Raw genomic sequence first — 22696 nt, 5'->3', positions numbered from 1 at the left:
TGAGTGCATCAAACCATCCGCCAACGCGTAGGCTGCCAGCTTGCCCAGTCAAACCGGGGCACAAATCGCGGCGCCAGTTCGCGCAACCGTTTTACCCTATCCTTTATCTCGGGGTGGGAGCTTAGAATCGTTGGCACTTTGATGCCACGTGGGGACTGGAACCTGGCCAGCCAGCCGCCTTTATTGTAATAATCCAGCGTTTCGAGCGCATCTGCCAGCGCATTAGGGTCGCCGGTCAGCCGGGCAGCCTCAAGGTCGGCATCGTACTCGCGGCTGCGGGAAAAGGCTTGTACCATCAGCGTCACTAGCGTAGGCGCAAGGAGCAAGAGGGCGATTGCGGTCCATGAAACCGTTGCTTCCCCCATAAAGAATAATGGAAGGTTAATAAAAAGCAAAATCTGCCCGAAGAGAGAGAAAAACCGGGTATACCGGCTAAACAGGTTGACCATCGACTTCAATTGCAGGTCATTATTCCGGATGTGGCTGATTTCATGGGCTAAAATACCGGAGAGGCCTCTGAGGTCCATCCTGGAAAGCAGTCCATGGGTGATGGCAATAGCAGGGTCTTTCTTGCTACCGGTAGCAAAGGCATTCAAGCTGTTGTTGGGGACATAGTATAGTTTTGGGGTAGCTGGGAGGTTGGCCCGCTGGGCAAGTTGCTGAACCAGTCGGGCGAGCTGAGGTGCCTGATGAGGATGCAATGGGCGACCTCCCTGAAACCGCATCACCATTTGGCTGGAAACTCTTGTGCTCATCCCTAACGTAATGAGCCCGAAGGCACCTGCCCAAAGCATGCCGGTAAATCCAAAGAGGGTATAACCCAGCCCGAGCATTAATGCCAGCATGCTGATGAATAAGGCGCTTGCCCGAAGAGTATTCTGAAATTTCTGATTCTTATACTGTGATTCGCTCATTGGTCATGGTCATGGTTCGCTCTTTAAACAGCAAAACAAGTACCATGTGAAAAATACTGCCAGAATGACGCAGCTTTTTCTGGATTGCTGTCATTCTGGCATTTAGTCTGTCTAGATGTACTGATTAATAATATTCTCAAAATACTCCTGACGGCCACTATGCTGCACCAGCCGGATATTATGCCGGGCGATGCGGTCCAGGTCCTCCAGGCTCAGCTTGCCGGCTTCAAAATCCTTACCCTCGCTATGGTCGAATGAGCTGTAGCGGTCCTTGCGCAGTTGCCGGTAGTGGGATTCCTGCAGGATGCGGTCAGCGGCTAGGAGTGCCCGGGCAAATACGTCCATCCCGCCAATATGCGCGTGGAACAAATCAGCCAGGTCGGTACTGTTGCGCCGGGTCTTGGCATCGAAGTTAATGCCGCCGCCTTGCAAGCCACCGGCCTCCAAAATAACCAAAAGGGCTTCCGTTACCTCGTAAACGTTTACCGGGAATTGATCGGTATCCCAGCCGTTTTGATAGTCTCCGCGATTGGCGTCAATGCTCCCCAAAAGCCCGGCATCGGCAGCAACCTGCAGTTCGTGCTGAAAGGTATGCAGGGCGAGGGTAGCGTGATTGACTTCGACATTGATTTTGAAGTCGTCCATCAAATCGTTGGCTCTTAGAAAGCCGGTCACGGTTGCCGCATCAAAATCATACTGATGCTTGGTAGGCTCCATGGGCTTAGGCTCAATGAAGAAGTTGCCCTTGAAGCCTTGCTTGCGGGCGTAGTCTTTGGCTGTATGCAGGAAGGTTGCCAGGTGGTTCAACTCGCGCTTCATATCGGTATTGAGCAGGGAGAAATAGCCCTCCCGGCCGCCCCAGAAGACGTAGTTTTCACCGCCTAGCTTGATCGTGGCATCAAGGGCGAGCTTCACCTGTGCGCCTGCGTGGGCTACCACAGCAAAGTCAGGGTTCGTTGCCGCGCCGTTCATATAGCGGGGGTGAGAAAACAGGTTGGCGGTGCCCCACAGCAGGCCGACTCCAGAAGCTTCCATTTTCTCCTTTGCGTAATCCGTGATGGCGTCCAGGCGCTTCTCAAATTCTGCCAGACTGTCCCCTTCGTCGATGAGGTCTACATCGTGGAAGCAGAAGAAGGGAATGTTCATCTTGGTGATGAATTCAAAGGCCGCATCCATTTTGTCCTTTGCCCGCAGCAGCGGGTCTGCCGCTTCATCCCAGGGGAACTGCATGGTGCCCGGTCCAAAGGGGTCTGCCCCGGTATTACAGAAGCTGTGCCAGTAGGCGACCGCAAAACGGAAATGCTCTTTCATGCTCTTGCCGGCAACCACCCGGTCGGCATCGTAGTATTTGAAAGCCAGTGGGTTTTTGGATTCGGGGCCCTCGTAGGCAATTTGGTGAATGCCCTTGAAATACTCTTTTTGTCCTTTGATCACTTTCATGGTGTAATGGTTTTTTTTAAAGCCTTTTCCCAGGCCTGATAGGCGGCCCGGTAGGCATCAATATCGGTAGACTGAGGCTCGTATTGCCCCACTTTTTTCAGATTGTAATGGATGGCGCTGAGGTCATCCCAATGCCCTGCACCTACTGCTGCTGCCTGTGCAGCCCCAATGGCTCCGGTGGTTTCCATTATCTCGATGGTGCAACCGCTGAGGGTGGCCAACGTATGTCCAAAAATAGCTGACTGAAAGAGGTTGTCATTTCCTACACGGATTACCTCCATTTGCAGCCCTATCTCCTGCAGGATTTGCATGCCATATATGAAGGAAAAAGCGATGCCTTCCAGCCCGCCCCGCAGCAAATGCGCTTTGCTATGCCGGTTAAAGTCTAGCCCCAGCAATTGAGCGCCCACCTGCCGGTCATTGAGGATGCGCTCCGCGCCATTGCCGAAAGGAAGGGACGTCAGCCCGGCTGCGCCAATCGGGGCCTTTTGGGCTTCTGCCTCCAGCGTTTCGTAGGGCGTCCCGGGCGCGAGCATTTTACGCAGCCAACTATACTGTATGCCGGTGCCGTTGATGCACATCAGGACACCTATATGTGGGGCATCGGGTTGGTAGTTGACATGGGCAAAACCATTGACGCGGCTCTGAGGGTCGTAGAGGGGCTGATCGGTGACGGCGTAAACGACACCGGAAGTGCCACCGGTAGCTGCCACTTCTCCGGGGCTCAACACCCCCAGGGAAAGGGCATTGTTAGGCTGATCGCCTGCCCGGTAGGAGATAGGCGTGCCGGGCGCGAGCCCCAGTTCGCTTGCTGAGGTTTTGCTCAGTTCGCTTTGCGGGCCTATACCGGGGGCAATGTCTGGTAGCAAAGCCGGATCAATATCGTACACTCTAAGCACATCAGAAGATACCCGCCGGTCGGCAAAATCCCAGAAAATCCCTTCGGACAGCCCGGTAATAGTGGTTTGAACCTGCCCACTCATCCGCATGGCAATGTAGTCACCGGGCAGCATGATTTTGTGGATGCGGCCGTAGGTGCCTGGCTCTTCCTGTTGCACCCACTTTAGTTTGGAAGCCGTGAAATTGCCCGGGCTGTTGAGCAGGTGCTTGAGGGCGCGGTCTTGTCCAATGGCTTCAAAGCCAGCCTGCCCGGTAGCCACCGCCCGGCTGTCGCACCATATAATAGAAGGGCGTACCACTCGCTGCTGCTCGTCTACAAGGACGAGGCCATGCATTTGGTAGGCAATACCGATGCTGCCAATTGCCGTTCCGGGCGCGCCGGTTTGTTCCAGCAACTGCCGGGTAACGGCTTTGATACATTGCCACCAGAATTCCGGGTCTTGTTCTGCCCAGCCGGGCTGCGGCGCCTGAATTGGCATCTCCTGCTCCGGATAGCTGCTCTTGCCAACCGCTGCTCCGTCTTCCAGGCGGATTAATGCCGCTTTGACGGAAGAGCTGCCCAAATCAAAGCCTATACTGTATTGCGGTGCGCTCATGGTTTTTGTTTTTGTTGCTCAAGCCACGCTTTCTGTCGGTCATAGTGGGTATGGTCTGCCGGGGATCTCACCTTCAATAGCGGTGGAAGGTTTCCCAGGGAGTTCTGGAAATTTTTCATCGCCTTCAGCAGCTCCGTTGCCTTATTTTAAGAAACTTTATTAAGGTAAAGAATGATTTGATAATCCCTCGCTTCTAGGTTCTCAATGTTGTTGAAATTTTGAGCCGGCAGCAAAAAGTCAGCGAAGGACACCTCCAACGCTGATCCGGCATTGATGTATTTCCAAGAAGCGTGCCCCTTGGGGAATTCAGATTTGGCTTCAGTAAAAGGCCGGATTTATTTTTTCAGACACTTGCTCAGTGCTTTGTTGTGGTGAGGTATACTAACGCTAATTGTAACCAGGAAAACGGCTCATCCTGTTTGGTCTTCAAGCTTAAATTTGATTAATGAGGTTACAACCAGCAGGTACTTTACTCCCCCCACTGAACATGCCGTATATGGCATCTTTGAAGGTGCTTGAGGTGCTGCTGTTTTTCTTTTGCTGTCTGAGGCTGGTTTTGCTATTCGGTCAAACCGTATAGTGTTGTTGTCGCAATACCGGGTGAAGCGGCGAAAATTAAGGCATAGGCGGTCCGGGCATTGCTGTAGGCAAGACATTAAAATCACAATACAAATATGAGTACTCATTTTAAATCGTACTACGCGACCAATCCCAGAGATTTTAAGGCGTACGACACCCAACGGCTCAGGGAGGACTTTCTGCTCACTCCTGTCATGAAGGAGGGTACGGTGCAGCTCAACTACCTGCATTATGACCGGTTCATTGCTGGCGGAGCGGTCCCAACAGACAAGCCGCTAAAGCTCGAAGCCATCGATCCCCTGAAAGCGGACTATTTCCTGGAGCGCCGGGAATTAGGTATTATCAATATTGGCGGTGGCGGCACAGTCTCAGTAGATGGTACGGAGTATGCACTCGGGTATCGGGAAGCCCTGTACGTGGGGCGTGGTAACCAAGAGGTCGTTTTTAAAAGCAGTGATGCTTCGAAGCCTGCGCATTTTTACCTGAATTCGACTCCTGCACACCATGCTTATCCCACCAAAAAAATCACAGAAGCGGATGCTGAAGTGGTAGAGCTGGGCTCCCTGGAAACCGCCAACCATCGGGTTATCCGCAAGCTGATCGTGAATAGCGTGGTGGAAGTTTGCCAATTGCAAATGGGGATGACGCAGCTGAAGACAGGCAGCGTTTGGAATACCATGCCGGCCCACACTCACGATCGCCGCATGGAGGTCTATCTTTACTTTGAGCTCCCTGAAGATCAGGCCGCCTGCCACTTCCTCGGCGAGCCCACAGAAACCCGCCACCTTTGGCTCAAGAATGAGGAAGCAGCGATTTCTCCGCCCTGGTCCATTCACGCTGGCTCAGGTACCACCAACTACACCTTTATCTGGGGCATGGCTGGTGAAAACCTCGACTATGGCGATATGGACCAATGCGCAATCACAGATTTGAAATAAAGAGACATGAATCCACTATTCGATTTAAAAGGAAAGGTTGCTCTGATTACCGGCGGTACCCACGGGCTTGGAATGGCGATGGCTATGGGGCTCGGGCAAGCAGGTGCCACGCTGGTCATTAACGGGCATTCTTCTCAGGAAAAGATTGACAAAGCCCTGGAAACCTACCGGGCAGAGGGCATCACTGCGCACGGCTGCCTGTTTGATGTGACGCAGGAGGCTGCGGTGATGGAAAGCGTTGCTCAAATCGAATCAGAGGTAGGGCCTATTGATATCCTCGTTAATAATGCCGGGATTATTAAACGCATTCCGCTGGTCGAGATGAGCGTAGAGGAATGGGATCAGGTTATCCGTACTGACCTGACGGGCGTTTTTATTATGTCTAAGCATGTCGTTAAAGGCATGATGGAGCGCGGTGCGGGAAAGATCATCAATATCTGTTCTATGATGAGCGAGCTTGGGCGCAATACCGTAGGTGCTTACGCAGCAGCCAAGGGCGGCTTGAAAATGCTTACGCAAAATATGGCGACGGAGTGGGCCAGGCACAACATTCAGGTTAATGGCATCGGGCCGGGCTATTTTGCGACGAGCCAAACGGCGCCAATCCGGGTAGACGGGCATCCGTTCAATGATTTTATCCTTCAGCGCACGCCTGCGGGCCGATGGGGCGACCCAGCAGACCTGGCGGGCACGGCTGTTTTTCTGGCAGCCCCTGCCAGTGATTTTATTAACGGGCAGGTGATCTATGTGGATGGTGGTATTTTGGCTACCATTGGCCGGCCTGCTAATGAGTCATAAGTGCCAAAGTTTTGGGGTATTGCTTTGGAGGCCAATCGGGTACCTGGCGCGGCTTTGACCACTGCATAAAGGTACCCGCTTTTCGTTCGGGCCAGTGAAGTGCCCGTGCAGGCAAGGTCTTTTGAGCCAAGAGAATTGGCCTGTTTTAACCAGGCTTCTTGCGGTTGGTAGACTGCCTGCAGATTAATTCCGTATCGAGGACCACTTTTTGATGTATGTAGTTTTCATCCTGATCGCTATTGATCTCTTCAATCAGTTTTTGAACAGCCAGTTGCCCCATTGCTTTACTTGGCTGCCGGATAGAGGTGACGGAAGGTTTCATGAAGGCCGAGAAAGGCTCTTCAGAAAATCCAATCACGCCTAGCTGTTCAGGCACCTTAATGCCCAGTACTTCAGCGTGTGCGATGGTGCTGATCGCAGTCAGGTTATTGGCGGTAAAGATGGCATTCGGGCGATCTTTAAGGCTTAAGAGCTCATCAGCAACCCGGGTGCCATCGGCAAAAGAAAGGTTGGAGCTGTATTTTATCCACTCCTGTTTCAAGGGCAGCCCTGCTTGTTTTATTGCTTGCTCAAAACCTCTTAACCGGTCTGCGTAGATCAGTTGTTTAGTTGGGCCAGACAAATATGCGATTTTGGTGTATCCCTGTTCAATAAGGTGTTGGGTTCCTTCCAAGGAAGCCTGGTAGTCATCAATGACAATTTTGGTAGTCTCCTTCATCGCGTTGGTCACCCGGTCCACCAAAACCAACTTGATTCCTTGTTCCTTGGCTTTGTAAAAGTGCTCAAAAGATTCAGTTTCCAAAGATAAGGTCGCTATTATTCCGGCCACCCTGCTGGCAATAAGTGTATCCATGTAAGTTTTTTCCCGCTCGTGAGAGTTATTGGTTTGGCAAACGATGACCGAGTACCCCATTCCAAAGGCGGTCTCTTCTATGTTATGCACGAGAGCGGATAGAAAGCCCCGGTTGAGTTCAGAAACCAAGACCCCGATCACTTTAGATTGATTGGTTGATAAACTGGTTGCGATCGCATTCTTCTGGAAGCCAAGCATCTTTGCTGCGGCTTGAACTTTCGCTTTTGTTTTAGCGCTGATCCGGGGGTCGTCATTCAGGGCGCGGGATACGGTGGAGATAGAGACACCTGCTTCCGCTGCGACATCGTAAATATTTACCCTGGTTTTCTTTTTCATGGGGCTGATGATTTGGCCATGAAGCCGGGAGCCACAGTGCTTTCCTAGGCATAAGCACTCTGTTTTGCCAAAATAGTGGAAATTATATCATTCTTTAGGCAAGGCTTCGGATTCAAAATACAGGTCTCTTTTCGTTGGTCGATTTTGATTGACAAAGATAGGGCAATCACCTCAATGTTTTAATCAAGCGCTTGCCTTGATGAGAAAGATAATAAAAAATTGAGTTAAAAATAATTTATTTTATTGCAATTAGTACATATAAAACCAAAGTTTAGGTTGTTATAATTTTTTGAAACAAATAAAAAGCTGTACAAGCGCTTGCATAAATTGAAATCGATTGGTAGATTTATGTCGTCGTTTGGCAACAGCCGATTGCGTGAAACTGAATTCGATAGTTCAAGAACAAACCGAATTATGGAAGACCGAACTACCTGTAGTGCCCACCAAAAAAACTGGCAAGCCTATCTGAATGGCAGCGATCAGGCCTTTGAAGATTTATACCTAGCTTTCGCCGACCGTTTGTACGTCTATGGCTCCAATCTCACCGTAGACAAAGCCTTGGTGGAGGATGCAATTCAGGAGATCTTCTGCAAGTTGTACCAAAGAGATAAGGGCCTGATCGAGGTCAATAATATCCGGAGTTACCTGTTTGTTGCCCTGCGCAATCATATCCGGAAAAGCATGAGCACAGACCGCAATCACGAGCAGCACCAAAAGCGGTACCAGTCGATGCAGCCGGTGAGCGAAGAGGTACCAACACCAACTGTTGGCTATGAAGGGCAACCGCTGCAGGCAAGTGTAAAGCAGGCTATTGATGATTTGCCCCCGCGGCAGAAAGAGGTGCTTCGCCTTCGCTTTTTGGAAGGGTTCGATTACTATGAGATTTCTGAAATAATGAAAATATCCTATCAGGTGGCACGCAATTATGCTTCCCGCGGTATGAAGCGTTTAAGATCAGATTTGTTTACAGACCCAAAATTGCAACACCGGCGGATAGCTATGGCTGGCTGAGATCGTATCTGAGTGTACGCAGCTTGATAATAAGTCCAATCGCCCTGTCTTTTGTAATTGTGGGCTGCCTTTTATGGCACCACAAAGTTTGAAAGAGCTTCTGCCCCGGACCTGTTTGCCCGAAACGGTAACCATCTGTCCATCCTCATCTGGCAATGCAGGGCTGTAAAAACGGGAATTTATCCCTATCTTCGGACCCGAAAATTTATCTTAACCGTTAAAAAACGCTCTTCAATGATTTTACTGAAAAGAAGTTTATTGTTAATGCTGCTTTCCGGGCTTTTTGTTTTTACCGCTTGTAATGACGATGACGAGGATTGCATGCCTCCTGCGCTCTCTGAAAACATCGTGGGCGAATGGGAAGTGTCCACCACCAATGACGTAGTGGAGTTTCAGGCAGATGGTACGCTGATTGACCCCAATGATGCCGTGGTCGGTGGCTCATCCACTGCCGATAAAACCTATGTGGCCAGTGGAATGACCCTTACAGTGACCGTTTCAGACGGTGGTGCCTCCTTCTCCTCTGAATTCGATGTAACCAGCAACGAATGCGATGAGATTATAGTGACCTTCATTGGGGTGGATGTGACGTTTACGCGTCAGTAAGCCTGATAGGAATAGTCCTTGCGTTCAATGCGCTTCTTAGTGAAGATCAGTTAGTGTTTTGGAATTGCTAGGACCAAGCCCAAAGCGGGCATCCGAAACCTTCGGATGCCCGCTGTCATTGTAGCTCAAAAAAAGTTTTAAATCCGCTTTGCCCGCGGCTGCAAGTCCGTCAGCTCGGCGATCCGTACCGGCCGGCCGGATTCAATGCTGTTGCGGGCAGCCACGCCAATCAGTACGGACATGGCGCCATCGCGTACGCCTGCGGCTCTTTCGTAGGGGTCTTCTTTTTCCGGGTGGACAAAGATTTTATCGTGCAGGCGCTTGTCGCCACCGCCGTGGCCGCCACGCTCGTAGCCGACCATGATACGCTCGTAGTCATTCCACAGGTTGTGCGCGATGAGGGGCTTGTAGTTGATTTCGCCGGCCTTCTGATTCATTTCCTGTGCGTGTAGCTCAGCCTGACTTACGTCCTGTTCTTCCACGTATGGGATGTCCTGCCAGGCTTCCAGGCGGCCGTCGGTCCCGTTGAAGGCAATGCGCCAGCCTTCGAAGGGGGAGTAGGTGGTCAGGGAGTAGTTGACGAAGACGTTGTTGGCGTATTTGATCTGCGCCGACATTTTATCGTAAATGTTGATCTCCTCCCGGAACAGGCAGTTGTCCCGGATGTACCCGTCGTGGTGCTCGTTTTTGGTGTAGAGGTTGGTCAGGAACTCATTTTTGGTGATATCCCAGTGGAAGGCGCACTTGTCGGTATGTTCACAGTCGCGGCAATTGTTGCCCCGGAAAGGCCCATTGCTGCCGTAGTGCTCCAGATCGCCGTAGGCAAAGACCTCCTCGGGGTCGGAGTCGAGCCACCAGTTGAGCAGGTCAAAGTGGTGGGTGGCTTTGTGCACCCATAGCGTACCGCCCGCCTGCCGCAGCCCGTGCCAGCGCCGGAAGTAGGACGCCCCGTGGTAGGTATTCAGGTACCAGTTGAAGTCCACCGAGGTCACCTTGCCGATCTTTTCCTCCATCAGGAGTTCCTTGATCTTGGTCATGTACGGGCTCCAGCGGTAGTTGAAGCCGACGATCAGGTTCTTGTTGGACCGACGCTCGGCATCAATGATTTCCTGGCATTTGAACTCATCGGTGGTCATGGGCTTTTCGGTCAGCACATCGCAGCCCATATCGAGCCCCTTAATGATGAACTCGTGGTGGTTGGAGTCTTTGGTCGTGACAATCACCAGGTCGGGCTTTCTTTCCTGTACCATCTTTTCGAAATTGGCGTAGGTCGGGCAGCTCACCTGCATTTCCTTCAGGGCAAACTCAAGCCGGCCCGGGTTGATGTCGCAAAGCCCCACAAATTCGAGGATATCGGAATATTTTTCCACCAGCCGCCGCCCCCAGAAAGTGATGCCGCGTATGCCGGTGCCCACGAGGGCAATTTTGAGTTTTTCACCTTTTAGAATAGGGCTCCAAAGAGTGCTGCCCGCCACGGCGGTACCCGCGGAAAGGCTGCTGAGCATGGTCAGAAAATGTCTTCGGTTGATTTCGGTTGGCATAATTTGAATTGGTTTAGCTGTTGATCAAGGCACTATTTTTTACTTTCCATCCGGAAGGCTGTCCCCCACTGTGCTGCTTCCTGCTCCAGGTGTTCCCGGAATTCCCGGATGCCGCGTATTTGCATGGGGTCTTCTTCCCAAACCGCCATAAAACGGTAGGTGGCGGCTTCGTTGCTGGCATTGAGGATCATGAGGTGGTCGAGTTCGCTATCGTAGAGCACAGGTTCCTGAGCTTCCTTAGCCAGGAGGGCGAAGCCGAGCTGCTGCCCGTGGTAGGACTGATTGTCCCAGTTGTAGTAGGTCTGTACGCCATCGTACCGCTTGGCATTGATTTGGTCGGTATGCTTGACAATGCCGGTAGCAAACTTCATCCCGTCCGGCAGCGGGGTTTTGGACTGTATGCGCACCTCCGTCCACTGATGGCCGGCCTGTATTTCAAAATCTACCGTAAGGTCCAGCCGGAAGGTGTCCACCTCCAGCCCCTCAAAGGTGACCCGAAGGATGCTCCGCAGGGGGCCGTTGGCTATGATTTTGATGTCCTTTTTGGCGGTTTTAGAAAGGGCATAGGCTTTTTCCCGGTACCAGATGGCGGGGCTGCCAATACCCAGGGAGTTGCCTACTTTGAGAATGTCAGAGCCCCAGTCCTTCAGGTCGTGGTAGTCCCAGCCCACTGTATCCATGACCATATCCCGGACTTTCTTGCCATAAATATCGGTGCGGAAGCGGTCGTCCATGTAAAAGCGGTAAGCCACCAGGTCGTTTTCCCAAACCGGGCCTTCAAACATGACCCACATGTTTTGGGGGGTGAGATTACCGGGCACCGTCAGGGCTTCCCGTTGGGTATAATCTGCCAGCATTTCCCGGGCGGTCTCCGGAGCAAAGGGGCGGTCCTGTACCTTGAAGACGATTTGCGAACGTTGGGAGGCCTCAAAGGCGTCTGGGGCTGGCTGATAGGAGAGGCTTCGGGAAGATTTGCCCTTGAGGTCGGTCAGGAAGAATAAAGTTTCCGGCGTACCATCGCCATCCAGATCATCCTGCTGTGCGGGCAGCCAGGCTTCAGCCTCGGCGTCGTAAAGCGCCCATCCCGGGCCACCGTTTTCCGGGACAGCGGCCTCAAAGCCTGCATCCTTAAAAGCGGTAGCTTCCGGATTGGAAACCGTAATGGTGTAGTCATCGCTGTCATTGGCCGATTGATCAGCCCCGCAACTGCTGAGCAGGCTCAGGGCAAGTCCGGCCCCAAAAAAGCGTAAGGAAGAAGAAGGTGGGATCCGCATATTCCGGTTGGTTTTGATGAGTGTGCTCCTAAAAATATTCACTCTGGTTGGAATGGTGGTAAAAAAACTGGCCATTCTTTGGGAGGGTAGCCTGCAAGGGGCTTTTGTAACCTATTCGGGCTTATGTCGCGCACTTTTGAGTGGTATGGAAGTTTGCGAAGGAAGTAGGTGCACCAAGAGAGTAGGATGCGGTCCCAATCTGCCCCATTTCATACCTCTTTTCTGTGACAACATTGCCGTTAAGTTGGAAATTGAGTATCTTACTTGACAATAGCGCACCTCTCTAAAAAACCGGTACACTTACAGAGCGCGCAAACCATCTCTAATGCTATAAAATCTTACAAAATGAAAGAATTATTACTACTCTCTTTGCTCAGTCTGTCTTCTCACGCATTGCTACAGGCACAAATTGAAAAAGGCGCGCTTACCTTAAGAGGTGCAGCTGGATTGGAATACCTGTCTGCAGCGGAAGAAGAATATAGCGGGCTGACTTATGAACTAGGGACCAGAATTGGATGGATGCTCACAAACCATTGGCTGGTGGGTACAAGCTTGGGGGTAGTTGGAATCGGTGGCAGTGGTGCCGTTTACTTTGCTGCGCCGGAGGTGCGGTATTATTTCAATCCGGGCTCGGAAAAAAACAATTACTACGGTGGATTCAGATACAGCTTTAATTCAGAAGGATTCGATTATTCTACTTATGAGTTTCAGCTGGGGTTGAACCGGTTTATAAACGAGCAGGTCGCGTTTGATGCCAATCTTGTTTATGCGGTACAACCCGAGGAGGATCATACCCTGCTGCTATCTTTAGGGCTACAGCCCTTTATGAACAAAGCGGACAGAGCTGGATGGAAGTCGGCAGCTTCTGCTTTTGACAAAGGCGACTTGTTGCTTAACTCCAGTTTTGGTTTCGTCTCATATAGAGGTAGTTTCTTAGAGATGATGTTCAATCCTGATCTGGGGTTATTTCTTAGTGAGCAGACTTTGATAGGTGTAAATTTCAACGCCTCTTTTAATACTATTGTTGGCAATTTAAGAAAAGTTAACCAGGGAACGATTACCGAGCTATCCATCGCCCCTTACCTCCGGCACTACCTCAGTAAGGAGCAAAAACACTGGCGTTGGTATGGTCAGGCGGGTTTCCTCTTTGCCGGGTCAAACTTCGAGTCATCTTCTTTTGAAAGGAATTCATCAGTTGCCCTTGTGAGTGGCCGCTTAGGCACCAATTGGTTCCTGACGCCTAATTTAGCTTTTGATATTGGGCTGGATTTGAGCCATCATCTCCGGGCTAATATGGAGGGGACCAGTGACTGGTCAGGTTCATTTGATGAGCAATTACCTGACCGTGGGTTCCAGGTAGGGGCATCAATAGGCGTGCAGTACTTCCTGCAAAGAGGAAATTAGAACACCAAACCATTTAAGTAAGATTATTCCTACTGTCTGGGATCAATATCTATTTCCCGGCCTCCATTTCTAAGCGAGAACGGGCCTGCATCCCAATCGAAGACAGGCTTGGTTTCCCATTTCAGCCGAAGCTCATCGGTATGTAAGGTCGCATGGGCTTTCACTTTTTTACCCTGGGCTTCCCAGCCAAAATACCCCTGCCACGCTTTAAGGTCGAGCAGCAGGGCGGGTGGAGGATTGGTCAGCTTCAAAAATCCACTGGGCATTTGAGCGAAGAGGTTGCCATCTGTATGGTTGTGAGCATTCGGCAGTTCAATGGCGTGCTTGCGGCAGTCGATGAAGATATTTTCGGTTACGTTTTGCGCGCGGGCGGTACCCCCTCTGCCTGCTACGATGCGGGTCGGATTGAGGTAGGAGCCGTAGCCGGTATTTTCGATATCAATGGCCAGGTTGTGGTGAAAGTGGATGCTGTCTGAGCCATCCGTATAAAAGGCGTTCCCACCTGAACCGTAGTCGCCACTGATCCAGTACTGGCTGCGTAGTTCGTGGATAACGTTGTGACCGACGTCTATGGCACCCCGGCTGACTTCCACATAAATGGCACCCCGAGCTATGAATTGGTATGCCACATTTCGTTGCCAAGGTCAAGGGCGATGCTATTGGCCCATTCCAGTGTACAGCCCTCAATGATCCAGTGGTTGCCCCGCCGGGCAGAGACCATGCCGCGCTGTGGCATGGCAAACCCATTGCCAGCTTTTTCAAAAGTGAGCCCCTGCAACCTGATGTAGGGTAGCCCGTAGTCCGTTGGCGTAAAAACCTGCTCTTTAACAGTAGCCTCAATTGAGCTGTAATCGGTAGCCCCGGTACGCCCGGGGAAGCGGACATGCAAGCGCAGCCCGTTGTGCTCAATCCAGTAAGCACCTTCCTGCGCTTCCGCAAGATCGACGGGGTGCTCCGCCTGCTTCAGCAACTGCCCATCCAAAAATAGGCGGCCCCGGCGCTGAAAGTGGGCGTGCATGTTGATATTCTTATAGTCCACCCATTCCAGGTCCTGCCCGAGGTTCCGCAGCGCAAAGGGGTTGTAGCCCATAAACCATTCCGGTGGCAGATCGTATTGCCAGATTTGCAGGGGTGGTTTCTCAGTATCTTCGTAGGTGTGCCGCTGCCCGGTATAGCGCCATCCTTTGCCGGGTTCCCATCCTTCCAACGGCAATTCCCGCGCACCGCTAATCACCACCTGGTGGCCGGGTGCAGCCGCATACGTGATCATCTTCTCCGGACTTGTTCCGCCCCGTGCAGGATTTACCGCTTCCCGGTAAGTCCCGCTTTTGATCAGCACCCGTTCTCCGGGCTGCAAAACTGCCGCTGCTTTTCCAATAGTACGCCAGGGCCGCGCCTCCGTACCCGGGTTGGCATCACTCGCCTTCGGATGATTTTGGTCCACGAAAAAAGTACGGCTGGGCTCAGCTTCACTTTCCCAGCTTTCAAAAGCATTACCATGGGGCATCAGGCTGCTGTCAAAATCCCGGTAGGGCGATTGACCGTACATGGAGCCACATAATATCAGCATCAAGGGTAAAACAAAATAGCGAAAAGGCATGATAGGTATTCGTTGTAATGGCTTTACTGATTTGAACATTGGGTTTGTATTCTACAATTGACCCCGTTAGGGGTCTGATGTGGGTAAAAAAAATCACACTAAAAGAATATCCCGTGCCGTAGGTACGGAATGTAAAACTATGACTTACAGAAGTCTGGTTGATTGAGCCGTAAATACCTGACCATTTAATATGCAGTATTTGCAAGTGCTTCAGGAGCAAAAAAACTAACCACTAATTCGGCTTAGTCGCACTGGTGTCTTAATGTTGTTTACTTCCCTCTAGAGTACCCAAGCCCTACCGAGGCGCAGCCAGCTCAAACTCCGCCTCCAGGTCTGCCTTCGAGCTGTTGCCTGCAAAGACCGAAAAGCGTCCCGGCTCCGCTTCCCACTCTCCATTGGTCGTATAAAAAGCTAGGTCAGCCTCCAGGCGAAGTGTCCTGATTTTTTTAGCTTTAAGCATCTGAAAAAAATAACTGATATGCCATCTTCTTATGCTTATCGCAATTTAGCGGTTGTACTGTTGCTTACCTTGAGCACGGCCTTTGCCGCACAAGCCCAGCTACAACCTTGGGAAGACCCCGCCGTTAACGGTATCAACCGCATGCCGGCCCGGGCAACGTCCTATTCCTATCCCGATGAAGCCACCGCCCTTATGGTGGACCGCGAAGCCTCCGGGCGCTACCTCAGCCTGAATGGAAACTGGGCGTTTGCCTTCGCTGAGGTGCCCGAAGCCGCTCCGAAAGATTTCCATCTGCCAGATTTTCAACCCAAAGGATGGGCGCAGATTCCAGTGCCTTCCAACTGGGAACTGCAGGGCTACGGCACCGCGATTTACACCAACATCACCTATCCCTTTGTGCCGGTAGACCCGCCCTACGTCCCTGATGAGGACAACCCCACCGGCTGCTACCGCCACACTTTTGAGGTGCCTTCAGACTGGGCCAATCAGCAGGTGGTACTGCACTTTGGAGGCGTGAGCTCTGCGTACTATGTTTGGGTGAATGGGGAGATGGTTGGCTATAGCGAAGACAGCCGGGTGGCTACGGAATTTGATATCACGCCCTATGTGAAATTTGGAGAAAAGAACCTGCTGGCGGTGAAAGTACACCGCTGGTCCGATGGCAGCTACCTTGAGGATCAGGACCACTGGCGCCTGAGCGGTATTCACCGGGAGGTCATGTTGCTGGCGCAGCCCCGGACCCACATTCAGGATTTCTTTGTCAAAGCAGGTCTTGATGAAGGCTACAGCTACGGTAATCTCACAGTCAAGCCCCGGCTCAACCATAGCAGATTATCCGATTTAGAAGGCTGGTCCTACGAAATTGATGTGTACGATGATTCGGGCCACCCCATGCTGGAGGAGCCCCTCAAGGCTACGGTCAGTGAGGTGATAAGGGAGGACCTTCGGGTTTACCCACGGGAAAGTACGGTGCTTTCGGCTACTGTTTTCAATATTGAGCCCTGGACAGCGGAAACGCCCAACCGCTACACCTTGGTCATTGCGCTTAAGGATGAGAATGGGCAAACTGTGGAAGCTCGAAGCAGCCGCATTGGCTTTCGGAATATCCAAATCGGCCCGGAAGGAGAACTGCTCATCAACGGGGAATCGGTGGAGCTGTACGGGGCCAATCGCCATGACCATCACCCGGTTACGGGCAAGGTGGTCTCAGTAGCCGATATGGAAGCGGATATTCGCCTGATGAAGCAACTGAACTTCAACGCCGTGCGGACTTCCCACTATCCCAACGACCCCCGCTTTTACGAACTCTGCGACCGCCACGGTTTGTATGTCATTTGCGAAGCCAACCTTGAGGTTCACGGTATTGGCAGTTTGTTGACCAAAGACCCACGTTGGTCGAATGGTTTTGTGGAGCGGGCGGTGCGTATGGTGGAACGCCACAAAAACCATCCCTCCATCATTTTTTGGTCACTGGGCAATGAGTCTGGTGCCGGAGCCAATCACGCTGCGATGACCGGCTTCATACGCGAGTACGACGATACCCGCCTGGTGCACTACGAGGGCAATCACGAGTTCCCGCACACCAAAGCCAGCTACGTGGATATGTACAGCCGTATGTACTGGTCTATCCCCGAGATGGTCAACCTCAGCCGTCAGTCAGATTTGAAACTGCCCATCATGTGGTGCGAAATGGCCCACTCTATGGGCAATTCCACGGGCAATCTGTTCAAATTCCGGGATGTGATACAGGCGGAACCGCAGATTGTCGGGGCATTTGTCTGGGACTGGGTCGATCAGGGGCTGGTCAAAACCACCGAAACTGGCGAAAGGTATTTTGCCTACGGAGGTGATTTTGGCGATACCCTGATCAATGACGAGAACTTCTGCCTGAATGGCGTTGTAGACCCCGACCGCCGGGTGAAGCCCGGTGCTAAAGAGTGGAAAAAAGTCTTTCAGCCCGTCCGTATCACCAGCAATGAACCAAAGAAAGGTAAAGTTGAATTGACCAACTTGTATGATTTTACCAATTTGAAAGGCTATGCAATTCAGTACCGCCTATTGGAAAATGGTAAGGTGCTACAAATGGACGAATCAGAACTGCCGGAATGTCCTCCGGGTGCCTCTTGGCCGTTTCAGTACATTAGAATGCTCGACATTGACTTTCTGCCCGATAGAATCTATACCTTGGATGTTAGCGTAAAACTCCCGGAAGCGCAATCCTGGGCACCGGCGGGGCATGAGATTGCCTCTGCGCAGTTTGTACTGCCGGAAGTGCCGGACAACCGAAGCTTTAGTGCTCCAGAAGGCAGGCTCATGCTGGAAGAGCGTGAGCAACAAGTCAGAATTACGGGCAACGATTTTGATGCTACTGTAGACAAAACCACTGGTGCGCTATCCGGCTACAAAACCGGCTCCACCAACTGGCTGGAAGCCCCCCTGAAGCCCAACTACTGGCGTGCGCCCACCGACAACGACCGACGGGGCTGGAAAATTTACCGCGAAGCTGCGGCTTGGAAAACGGCGGCTGAACAAGCCAAAGTTCACGGCGTGCGCGTACAGGAAGCGGCCAGCTACGTGCAGGTGGAAGTGCAAAGTGTCCTACTGGAAGGCAAAGCCAGTCAAAAGACGGTGTACACCTTCTACGCGGACGGGCAGGTCAAGGTTGATTACCATTTCAAAAAAGAAGGCGACTACCCGGAACTGCCCCGCATCGGAATGCAAATGGCCATCCCGGATGCCTATGATCAAATTGAGTTTCTCGGGCGCGGGCCGCATGAGAATTACATCGACCGGTTGTTGAGTGCTCAATTAGGCCGTTACAGCATGCAGGTGGACAGCTTTTTCGAAAGCTACATCATGCCACAGGAGTGCAGCAACCGAACCGGCGTGCGTTGGATGGCGCTTTCCTCTGGGCGCGGCAGTGGATTGCTGGTGCAGGCTCAGGATAGCCTTAGTATGAGCGTTTGGCCGTACAGCATGGCCGATCTGGAAGCCGCAACGCACACTCCGGAACTGCCCGAACGAGACTTCCTGACCGTCAATATTGACCATCAGTTACTGGGCGTAGGCGGAGACAATACCTGGTCAAAGGAATCTAAAGCCCACCCGGAGTTTCGCCTGAATGCTTCAGAATATCGCTATGGTTTTGTGCTGCGCCCTTTCCGGAACAAACGATCTTTGCAAGCGTGGCTAACGACGCCCGTACCAAAAACCAATTAACATGAGCACCTCCATTTTACCGCTAATGTTTTTCCTGATTGCCCAATCGGTCGGGCTACCCGGTCCGTCTGCCATGAAAGGCTGGAGTGACGAATTCGACCGCCCGGTCATCGATACCAACCTTTGGCGTTTCGAAGAAGGCTTCATCCGTAATCACGAGGGGCAATACTACACCAACCGCCCCGAAAACGCCTACATCGAAGACGGTTGCCTGGTGCTTGAAGCCCGCCGCGAGCCCTTCCCCAATGCCCGCCATAATCCCGATAGCGACCGGTGGCAGGAACAGTGGGGAACCGCTGAATATACCTCCGCCTCTCTGCATACAGCGGGCAGACGGGAATTCCTCTACGGCCGCATGGAAGTCCGTGCCAAGCTGCCTGCCGGGCGCGGGGTGTGGCCGGCCATCTGGACGCTCGGCAATAAAATGGGCGAAGACATCCCCTGGCCCGACCGAGGGGAAATCGATATTATGGAATTCGTAGGGTATAATCCGGGGATGATCTACGCTAACGTTCACACTGGCGCTTACAACTGGGTGGCAGGGACCAACAAGGGGGATTCCATCCGGATTGAGGATGCCTCCACAGCCTTCCATGTCTATGCCATCGACTGGACGCCGGAGCGGATTGACTTTTACGTTGATTCCACCCGTTATTTCTCCTTTGAGCGGGATGCAGCTGCCGACTTTCAGCGCTGGCCCTTTGACCGCCCGCAGGCATTGAAGCTCAATCTGGCCATCGGTGGCAACTGGGGCGGCCGGCAGGGGATTGATACGACGATCTTTCCTCAGCGGTACTATATTGACTACGTGAGGTATACGCCTTATTGATCACCCACCTGCCAGGCAAGCGCATTCACCACTATATGATCAATATTGATGATGCAGTTAAGGCGAATGAACAGCGGAGAAAGGCCATACCGGATAGTTGGTTTGAAGATCAGGGGATACTTTGGGAAAAGGAACCGTAACAGGGTAGGGTATAACCTGCCCGGGAGCATCTTGCCCAGCTAAAGCAGCAAAATATTTTTTAAAAAAGTTAGTGTAAAGATTACACCTAGCAGGTACCGATAACCTGCTGTTGGATAGTAAGTTGTTGCCCGGTTTCCTAATCTGGCTGTACAATAATTCATAAATTGAGCCATCAAATCCTGCCCATAAAGTTGGGAATTGTACAGATTTGCTTATTTTAATTTCCAAAATCAAAACAATCAGATTAAATGAAAAAACCAGGAAAAAAAGGATCAAAGGGACTGGATCGCCGGACTTTTATCCGTCAGGCTGGTGTTGCTGCGGCTGGGATGACCATCGTGCCCAGCACCGTAGTTTCCGGACTGGGGCATGTGATGCCAAGTGACAAATTAAACATTGCAGGCGTTGGTGTAGGCGGTATGGGCCGTTCTAACCTGCGCAATATGAATTCTCAAAATATTGTAGCGCTTTGTGATGTAGATTGGAAATACGCTGCCAAGTGTTTTAATGATTATCCGGATGCAGCGGTATACAAAGACTACCGCCGCATGATGGAAGATATGGGCGACGAAATCGACGCCGTAGTGGTGGGTACGCCTGACCATACGCACTATGTGGTAACTGCAGATGCCATGCGTGCCGGCAAGCACGTCTATGTGCAGAAGCCTTTGACCCACTCGGTCTATGAGTCCCGTATGCTGGCTAAGCTGGCGAAAGAAACCGGCGTAGCCACGCAGATGGGCAATCAGGGCAACTCCGGCGAAGGCATTCGTCAGGTTTGCGAGTGGATTTGGAATGGTGAAATCGGTGAGGTGAAGGAAGTTCACGCCTGGACCAACCGCCCGATCTGGCCACAGGGCCTGGAGCGGCCGACCGAAACGCCTTCTGTACCACCTACTCTGGACTGGGACCTCTTTATCGGCCCGGCTAAATGGCGCCCTTACCACCCGGCTTATACGCCTTGGAACTGGCGTGCGTGGTGGGACTTCGGTACCGGTGCACTGGGCGATATGGGATGTCACATCATCGACCCGGTTTTCAAAGCCCTTAATCTTGGGCAGCCTACTGCTTTTGAAGGCAGTTCCTCTCAGGTAAATACCGAAAGCGCGCCAATCGCTGAAAAGGTAACGTACTATTTCCCTGAGCGTAAGAAGATGGGCAAAGTCAACATGCCAGCTGTTGAGTTTACCTGGTACGATGGCGGCTTACTTCCAGATCGCCCTGAAGGAATTCCGGAAGGCAAGATCCTTGGTGACGGTGGTGGTGGTGCTATGTTTGTAGGCTCCAAAGGCACACTCATTTGCAGCACTTACGCCCGTGACCCCTACATCGTAGGGCGGGAGAACGACCCTCCTAAGGCAACCAATGAGCTGCGCCGCGTAGAAACCAGCCACGAAATGGATTGGGTACGTGCCTGCAAGGAAGACAAAGGCAGCCGTACGGAAGCGTCTTCTCACTTTGGCTACTCTGCTCCATTGAATGAGGTAGTGGTAATGGGTAACCTGGCCATCCGTCTACAGGACCTGAAGCGTAAGCTGGAGTGGGATGGTGCGAATATGAAGATTACCAATATTGCTGATGACGAAGAAATCCGGGTGGTTTCTTCTGATAAGTTTACGGTAGTGGACGGCGACCCGCGTTTTGATACCCAATACGCAACCATCAATGCGAAGCAGGCGATGGAAGATTACATCAAGCGTCCGTACCGCAAGGGTTGGAACTATTAAGCATCAACGAAAAACAATACTTTGATTATGAAATTCAAAATTCTTTTGTTTGCTGCTTTGGCGTTTGCCCTGGCTTCCTGCCAGGGCGGTGCCTCGGAAGCTACCGAAGGAGAAGCCACAGAAGCTGAAGCTACTGATGGAACCACAGAGGCTGAAGCTCCGGCAGCGATGAATACGCTCACCGAGGAGGAAAAAGCCGATGGCTGGATGCTCCTTTTTGATGGCGAAAGCACCGATCAGTGGAAAGGTTACTGTAAAGATGGTTTCCCGGAAAAAGGATGGGAAGTCGTAGACGGTACCTTAATGTGCAAAGCATCTGGCCAGGGCGAAGCTGGTGGCGGTGGCGACATCATCACCAAGGAAACCTTCGGCAATTTTGAACTGAAACTGGAGTGGAAAATCTCCGAAGGCGGCAACAGCGGTATCTTCTATCTGGCCCGCGAAAAATGTGGTGAAGATGGGCAGGCGATCTGGAAATCCTCTCCTGAAATGCAAGTCCTCGATAATGAGAAGCACCCTGATGCCCGTCTTGGAAAAGATGGCAACCGGCAGGCAGGCTCCCTCTACGACCTGATCCCGGCGAAGCCGCAAAATGCGGTACCAGCTAATAGTGGTTGGAACGAGGTGACCATTCTTTCCTACGATGGCACCATCGTACATACCCAAAATGGTGAGAATGTGGTAGAGTACCACCTCTGGACAGACGACTGGAAAGAGATGGTGGCCAACAGTAAGTTCAAGGATTATCAGGACTTCATTGACGTCGCTAAGGAAGGGCATATTGGCCTTCAGGACCACGGCAATGATGTTTGGTTCCGGAATATTAAGATCAAGAAGCTGTAAATCAGACAGCGCTCTTGATTAAGTTTAAACCGGCTGTGGGCATTGGGCTTGCAGCCGGTTTTTTGTCCGTTTACTCTTGTTGATGCGGTAAGTGTTTTGAAAGGGAAAAAAGTTCAAGAGAGGCAATAGTTGAAATATCAGCCTATGAAATGAATTTTTTGAGTAATAAAACGTTTATATTCATGACTCTAAATACATGTTCATGAGTACTGTAGAAATAAGAGCCAAAGTTCATCAGATGATTGATGAAGTGGATCATGCACTTTTGGAAGCTATCCACGCTATGCTGGAAACTTACCAGAAAAGAGAAGAAGATCCTATTATTGGCTATGAGGTTGATGGAAGACCAATTACGACTTCTACCTTAGAAGAGCAAGCTGACGAAGCAATGGGACAAGTAGCTCGTGGTGAGTACATCACGTTGGCAGAACTTGAAAAAGAATCGGAAAAATGGCTGAAACGTACCGAATAATCGTTACAAGTTTAGCCAAGAAAGATATCAACGATATTCTTGGTTACCTGCAAGATAATGTTTCTTATCAAGAGGCATTTGATACACGGCAAGCCATATTATCTGCTATCCGTAAATTAGTGTATGTTTGGAGGTGCACTTCGGCTGATAACCAAAGCCTTGTGAACAGTGACGTCATGGAAAAATACTTATTTGACCCGCCAAACGCGCATTTT

At 51.5% G+C, this 22696-nt stretch carries 20 protein-coding genes; 11 read left to right on the top strand and 9 right to left on the bottom strand.

What is annotated here, in order from left to right; translation table 11 throughout:
- Window positions 1-8: 8 nt before the first annotated feature.
- The 3 genes from MRY86_RS14715 to MRY86_RS14705 all read right to left on the bottom strand — a co-directional run bounded on the left by MRY86_RS14715 (window position 9) and on the right by MRY86_RS14705 (window position 3850).
- On the bottom strand, window positions 9-914 hold the full coding sequence (locus MRY86_RS14715) for a zinc metalloprotease HtpX (RefSeq protein ID WP_293563530.1): 906 nt from the start codon (window positions 912-914) through the stop codon (window positions 9-11).
- Between the two features lie 111 nt (window positions 915-1025).
- Window positions 1026-2354: a xylose isomerase gene (xylA, locus tag MRY86_RS14710; protein ID WP_293563529.1), complete on the bottom strand. Its 1329-nt coding sequence runs from the start codon at window positions 2352-2354 to the stop codon at window positions 1026-1028.
- Window positions 2351-3850 carry an FGGY family carbohydrate kinase gene (locus MRY86_RS14705; protein WP_293563528.1) on the bottom strand — a complete coding sequence of 500 codons (1500 nt, stop codon included), beginning with the start codon at window positions 3848-3850 and terminating at the stop codon, window positions 2351-2353. The genes xylA and MRY86_RS14705 overlap by 4 nt, the downstream gene beginning before the upstream one ends.
- A gap of 674 nt (window positions 3851-4524) precedes the next feature.
- Here MRY86_RS14705 and kduI point away from each other — a divergent pair.
- Together kduI and MRY86_RS14695 are read left to right on the top strand one after the other, a co-directional pair.
- Entirely contained in the window at window positions 4525-5367 is an 843-nt protein-coding gene (gene kduI / locus MRY86_RS14700; protein ID WP_293563527.1) for a 5-dehydro-4-deoxy-D-glucuronate isomerase, read from the top strand.
- A gap of 6 nt (window positions 5368-5373) precedes the next feature.
- Entirely contained in the window at window positions 5374-6165 is a 792-nt protein-coding gene (locus tag MRY86_RS14695) for a gluconate 5-dehydrogenase (RefSeq protein ID WP_293563526.1), read from the top strand.
- A gap of 145 nt (window positions 6166-6310) precedes the next feature.
- On the opposite strand, the gene MRY86_RS14690 is transcribed toward MRY86_RS14695, so the two are convergent.
- Entirely contained in the window at window positions 6311-7354 is a 1044-nt protein-coding gene (locus MRY86_RS14690) for a LacI family DNA-binding transcriptional regulator (protein WP_293563525.1), read from the bottom strand.
- 414 nt (window positions 7355-7768) lie between these two features.
- On the opposite strand from MRY86_RS14690, the gene MRY86_RS14685 reads away from it, so the two are divergent.
- Window positions 7769-8365, top strand: coding sequence for a sigma-70 family RNA polymerase sigma factor (locus MRY86_RS14685; RefSeq protein ID WP_293563524.1), 597 nt, complete (start codon window positions 7769-7771; stop codon window positions 8363-8365).
- A 234-nt stretch (window positions 8366-8599) separates the two neighbouring features.
- Complete coding sequence (locus MRY86_RS14680) at window positions 8600-8971, top strand: hypothetical protein (RefSeq protein WP_293563523.1); 372 nt, start codon at window positions 8600-8602, stop codon at window positions 8969-8971.
- Between the two features lie 137 nt (window positions 8972-9108).
- On the opposite strand, the gene MRY86_RS14675 is transcribed toward MRY86_RS14680, so the two are convergent.
- Together MRY86_RS14675 and MRY86_RS14670 are read right to left on the bottom strand one after the other, a co-directional pair.
- Window positions 9109-10512: a Gfo/Idh/MocA family oxidoreductase gene (locus tag MRY86_RS14675; protein WP_293563522.1), complete on the bottom strand. Its 1404-nt coding sequence runs from the start codon at window positions 10510-10512 to the stop codon at window positions 9109-9111.
- Between the two features lie 32 nt (window positions 10513-10544).
- Window positions 10545-11786 carry a DUF4861 family protein gene (locus MRY86_RS14670; protein WP_293563521.1) on the bottom strand — a complete coding sequence of 414 codons (1242 nt, stop codon included), beginning with the start codon at window positions 11784-11786 and terminating at the stop codon, window positions 10545-10547.
- A gap of 345 nt (window positions 11787-12131) precedes the next feature.
- Here MRY86_RS14670 and MRY86_RS14665 point away from each other — a divergent pair, with 345 nt between their 5' ends.
- Window positions 12132-13190, top strand: coding sequence for a hypothetical protein (locus MRY86_RS14665; RefSeq protein ID WP_293563520.1), 1059 nt, complete (start codon window positions 12132-12134; stop codon window positions 13188-13190).
- 29 nt (window positions 13191-13219) lie between these two features.
- On the opposite strand, the gene MRY86_RS14660 is transcribed toward MRY86_RS14665, so the two are convergent.
- The 3 genes from MRY86_RS14660 to MRY86_RS14650 all read right to left on the bottom strand — a co-directional run bounded on the left by MRY86_RS14660 (window position 13220) and on the right by MRY86_RS14650 (window position 15250).
- A complete protein-coding gene (locus tag MRY86_RS14660; RefSeq protein WP_293563519.1) occupies window positions 13220-13819 on the bottom strand; it encodes a hypothetical protein in 600 nt (199 codons plus the stop codon).
- Window positions 13801-14763, bottom strand: a complete 963-nt coding sequence (locus MRY86_RS14655; RefSeq protein WP_293563518.1) for a DUF1565 domain-containing protein — start codon at window positions 14761-14763, stop codon at window positions 13801-13803. The genes MRY86_RS14660 and MRY86_RS14655 overlap by 19 nt, the downstream gene beginning before the upstream one ends.
- Before the next feature lie 322 nt (window positions 14764-15085).
- Window positions 15086-15250 carry a hypothetical protein gene (locus MRY86_RS14650; protein ID WP_293563517.1) on the bottom strand — a complete coding sequence of 55 codons (165 nt, stop codon included), beginning with the start codon at window positions 15248-15250 and terminating at the stop codon, window positions 15086-15088.
- Window positions 15251-15268: 18 nt separating this feature from the next.
- Between MRY86_RS14650 and MRY86_RS14645 the strand changes: the two genes are divergently transcribed.
- From MRY86_RS14645 to MRY86_RS14620, 6 genes are all read left to right on the top strand, one after another.
- On the top strand, window positions 15269-18469 hold the full coding sequence (locus tag MRY86_RS14645) for a glycoside hydrolase family 2 TIM barrel-domain containing protein (RefSeq protein WP_293571597.1): 3201 nt from the start codon (window positions 15269-15271) through the stop codon (window positions 18467-18469).
- A 1-nt stretch (window position 18470) separates the two neighbouring features.
- Window positions 18471-19298, top strand: coding sequence for a glycoside hydrolase family 16 protein (locus MRY86_RS14640; protein WP_293564103.1), 828 nt, complete (start codon window positions 18471-18473; stop codon window positions 19296-19298).
- A gap of 389 nt (window positions 19299-19687) precedes the next feature.
- Window positions 19688-21166 carry a Gfo/Idh/MocA family oxidoreductase gene (locus tag MRY86_RS14635; protein WP_293564104.1) on the top strand — a complete coding sequence of 493 codons (1479 nt, stop codon included), beginning with the start codon at window positions 19688-19690 and terminating at the stop codon, window positions 21164-21166.
- A 27-nt stretch (window positions 21167-21193) separates the two neighbouring features.
- The gene (locus MRY86_RS14630; RefSeq protein ID WP_293564105.1) at window positions 21194-22009 is read left to right on the top strand and encodes a DUF1080 domain-containing protein; all 816 of its coding nucleotides are present in this window, start codon (window positions 21194-21196) and stop codon (window positions 22007-22009) included.
- A 202-nt stretch (window positions 22010-22211) separates the two neighbouring features.
- Complete coding sequence (locus tag MRY86_RS14625; protein WP_293571595.1) at window positions 22212-22481, top strand: hypothetical protein; 270 nt, start codon at window positions 22212-22214, stop codon at window positions 22479-22481.
- The coding region (locus MRY86_RS14620) for a hypothetical protein (protein WP_293571593.1) at window positions 22460-22696 on the top strand (237 nt) is incomplete at its 3' end. The genes MRY86_RS14625 and MRY86_RS14620, both read left to right, overlap by 22 nt.

This window comes from Phaeodactylibacter sp. (assembly GCF_022763345.1).
In the GTDB taxonomy this organism is placed as follows: domain Bacteria; phylum Bacteroidota; class Bacteroidia; order Chitinophagales; family Saprospiraceae; genus Phaeodactylibacter.
The sequence above is the reverse complement of the archived record's forward strand: the minus strand, read 5'-3'. Positions and strand labels throughout refer to the sequence as shown.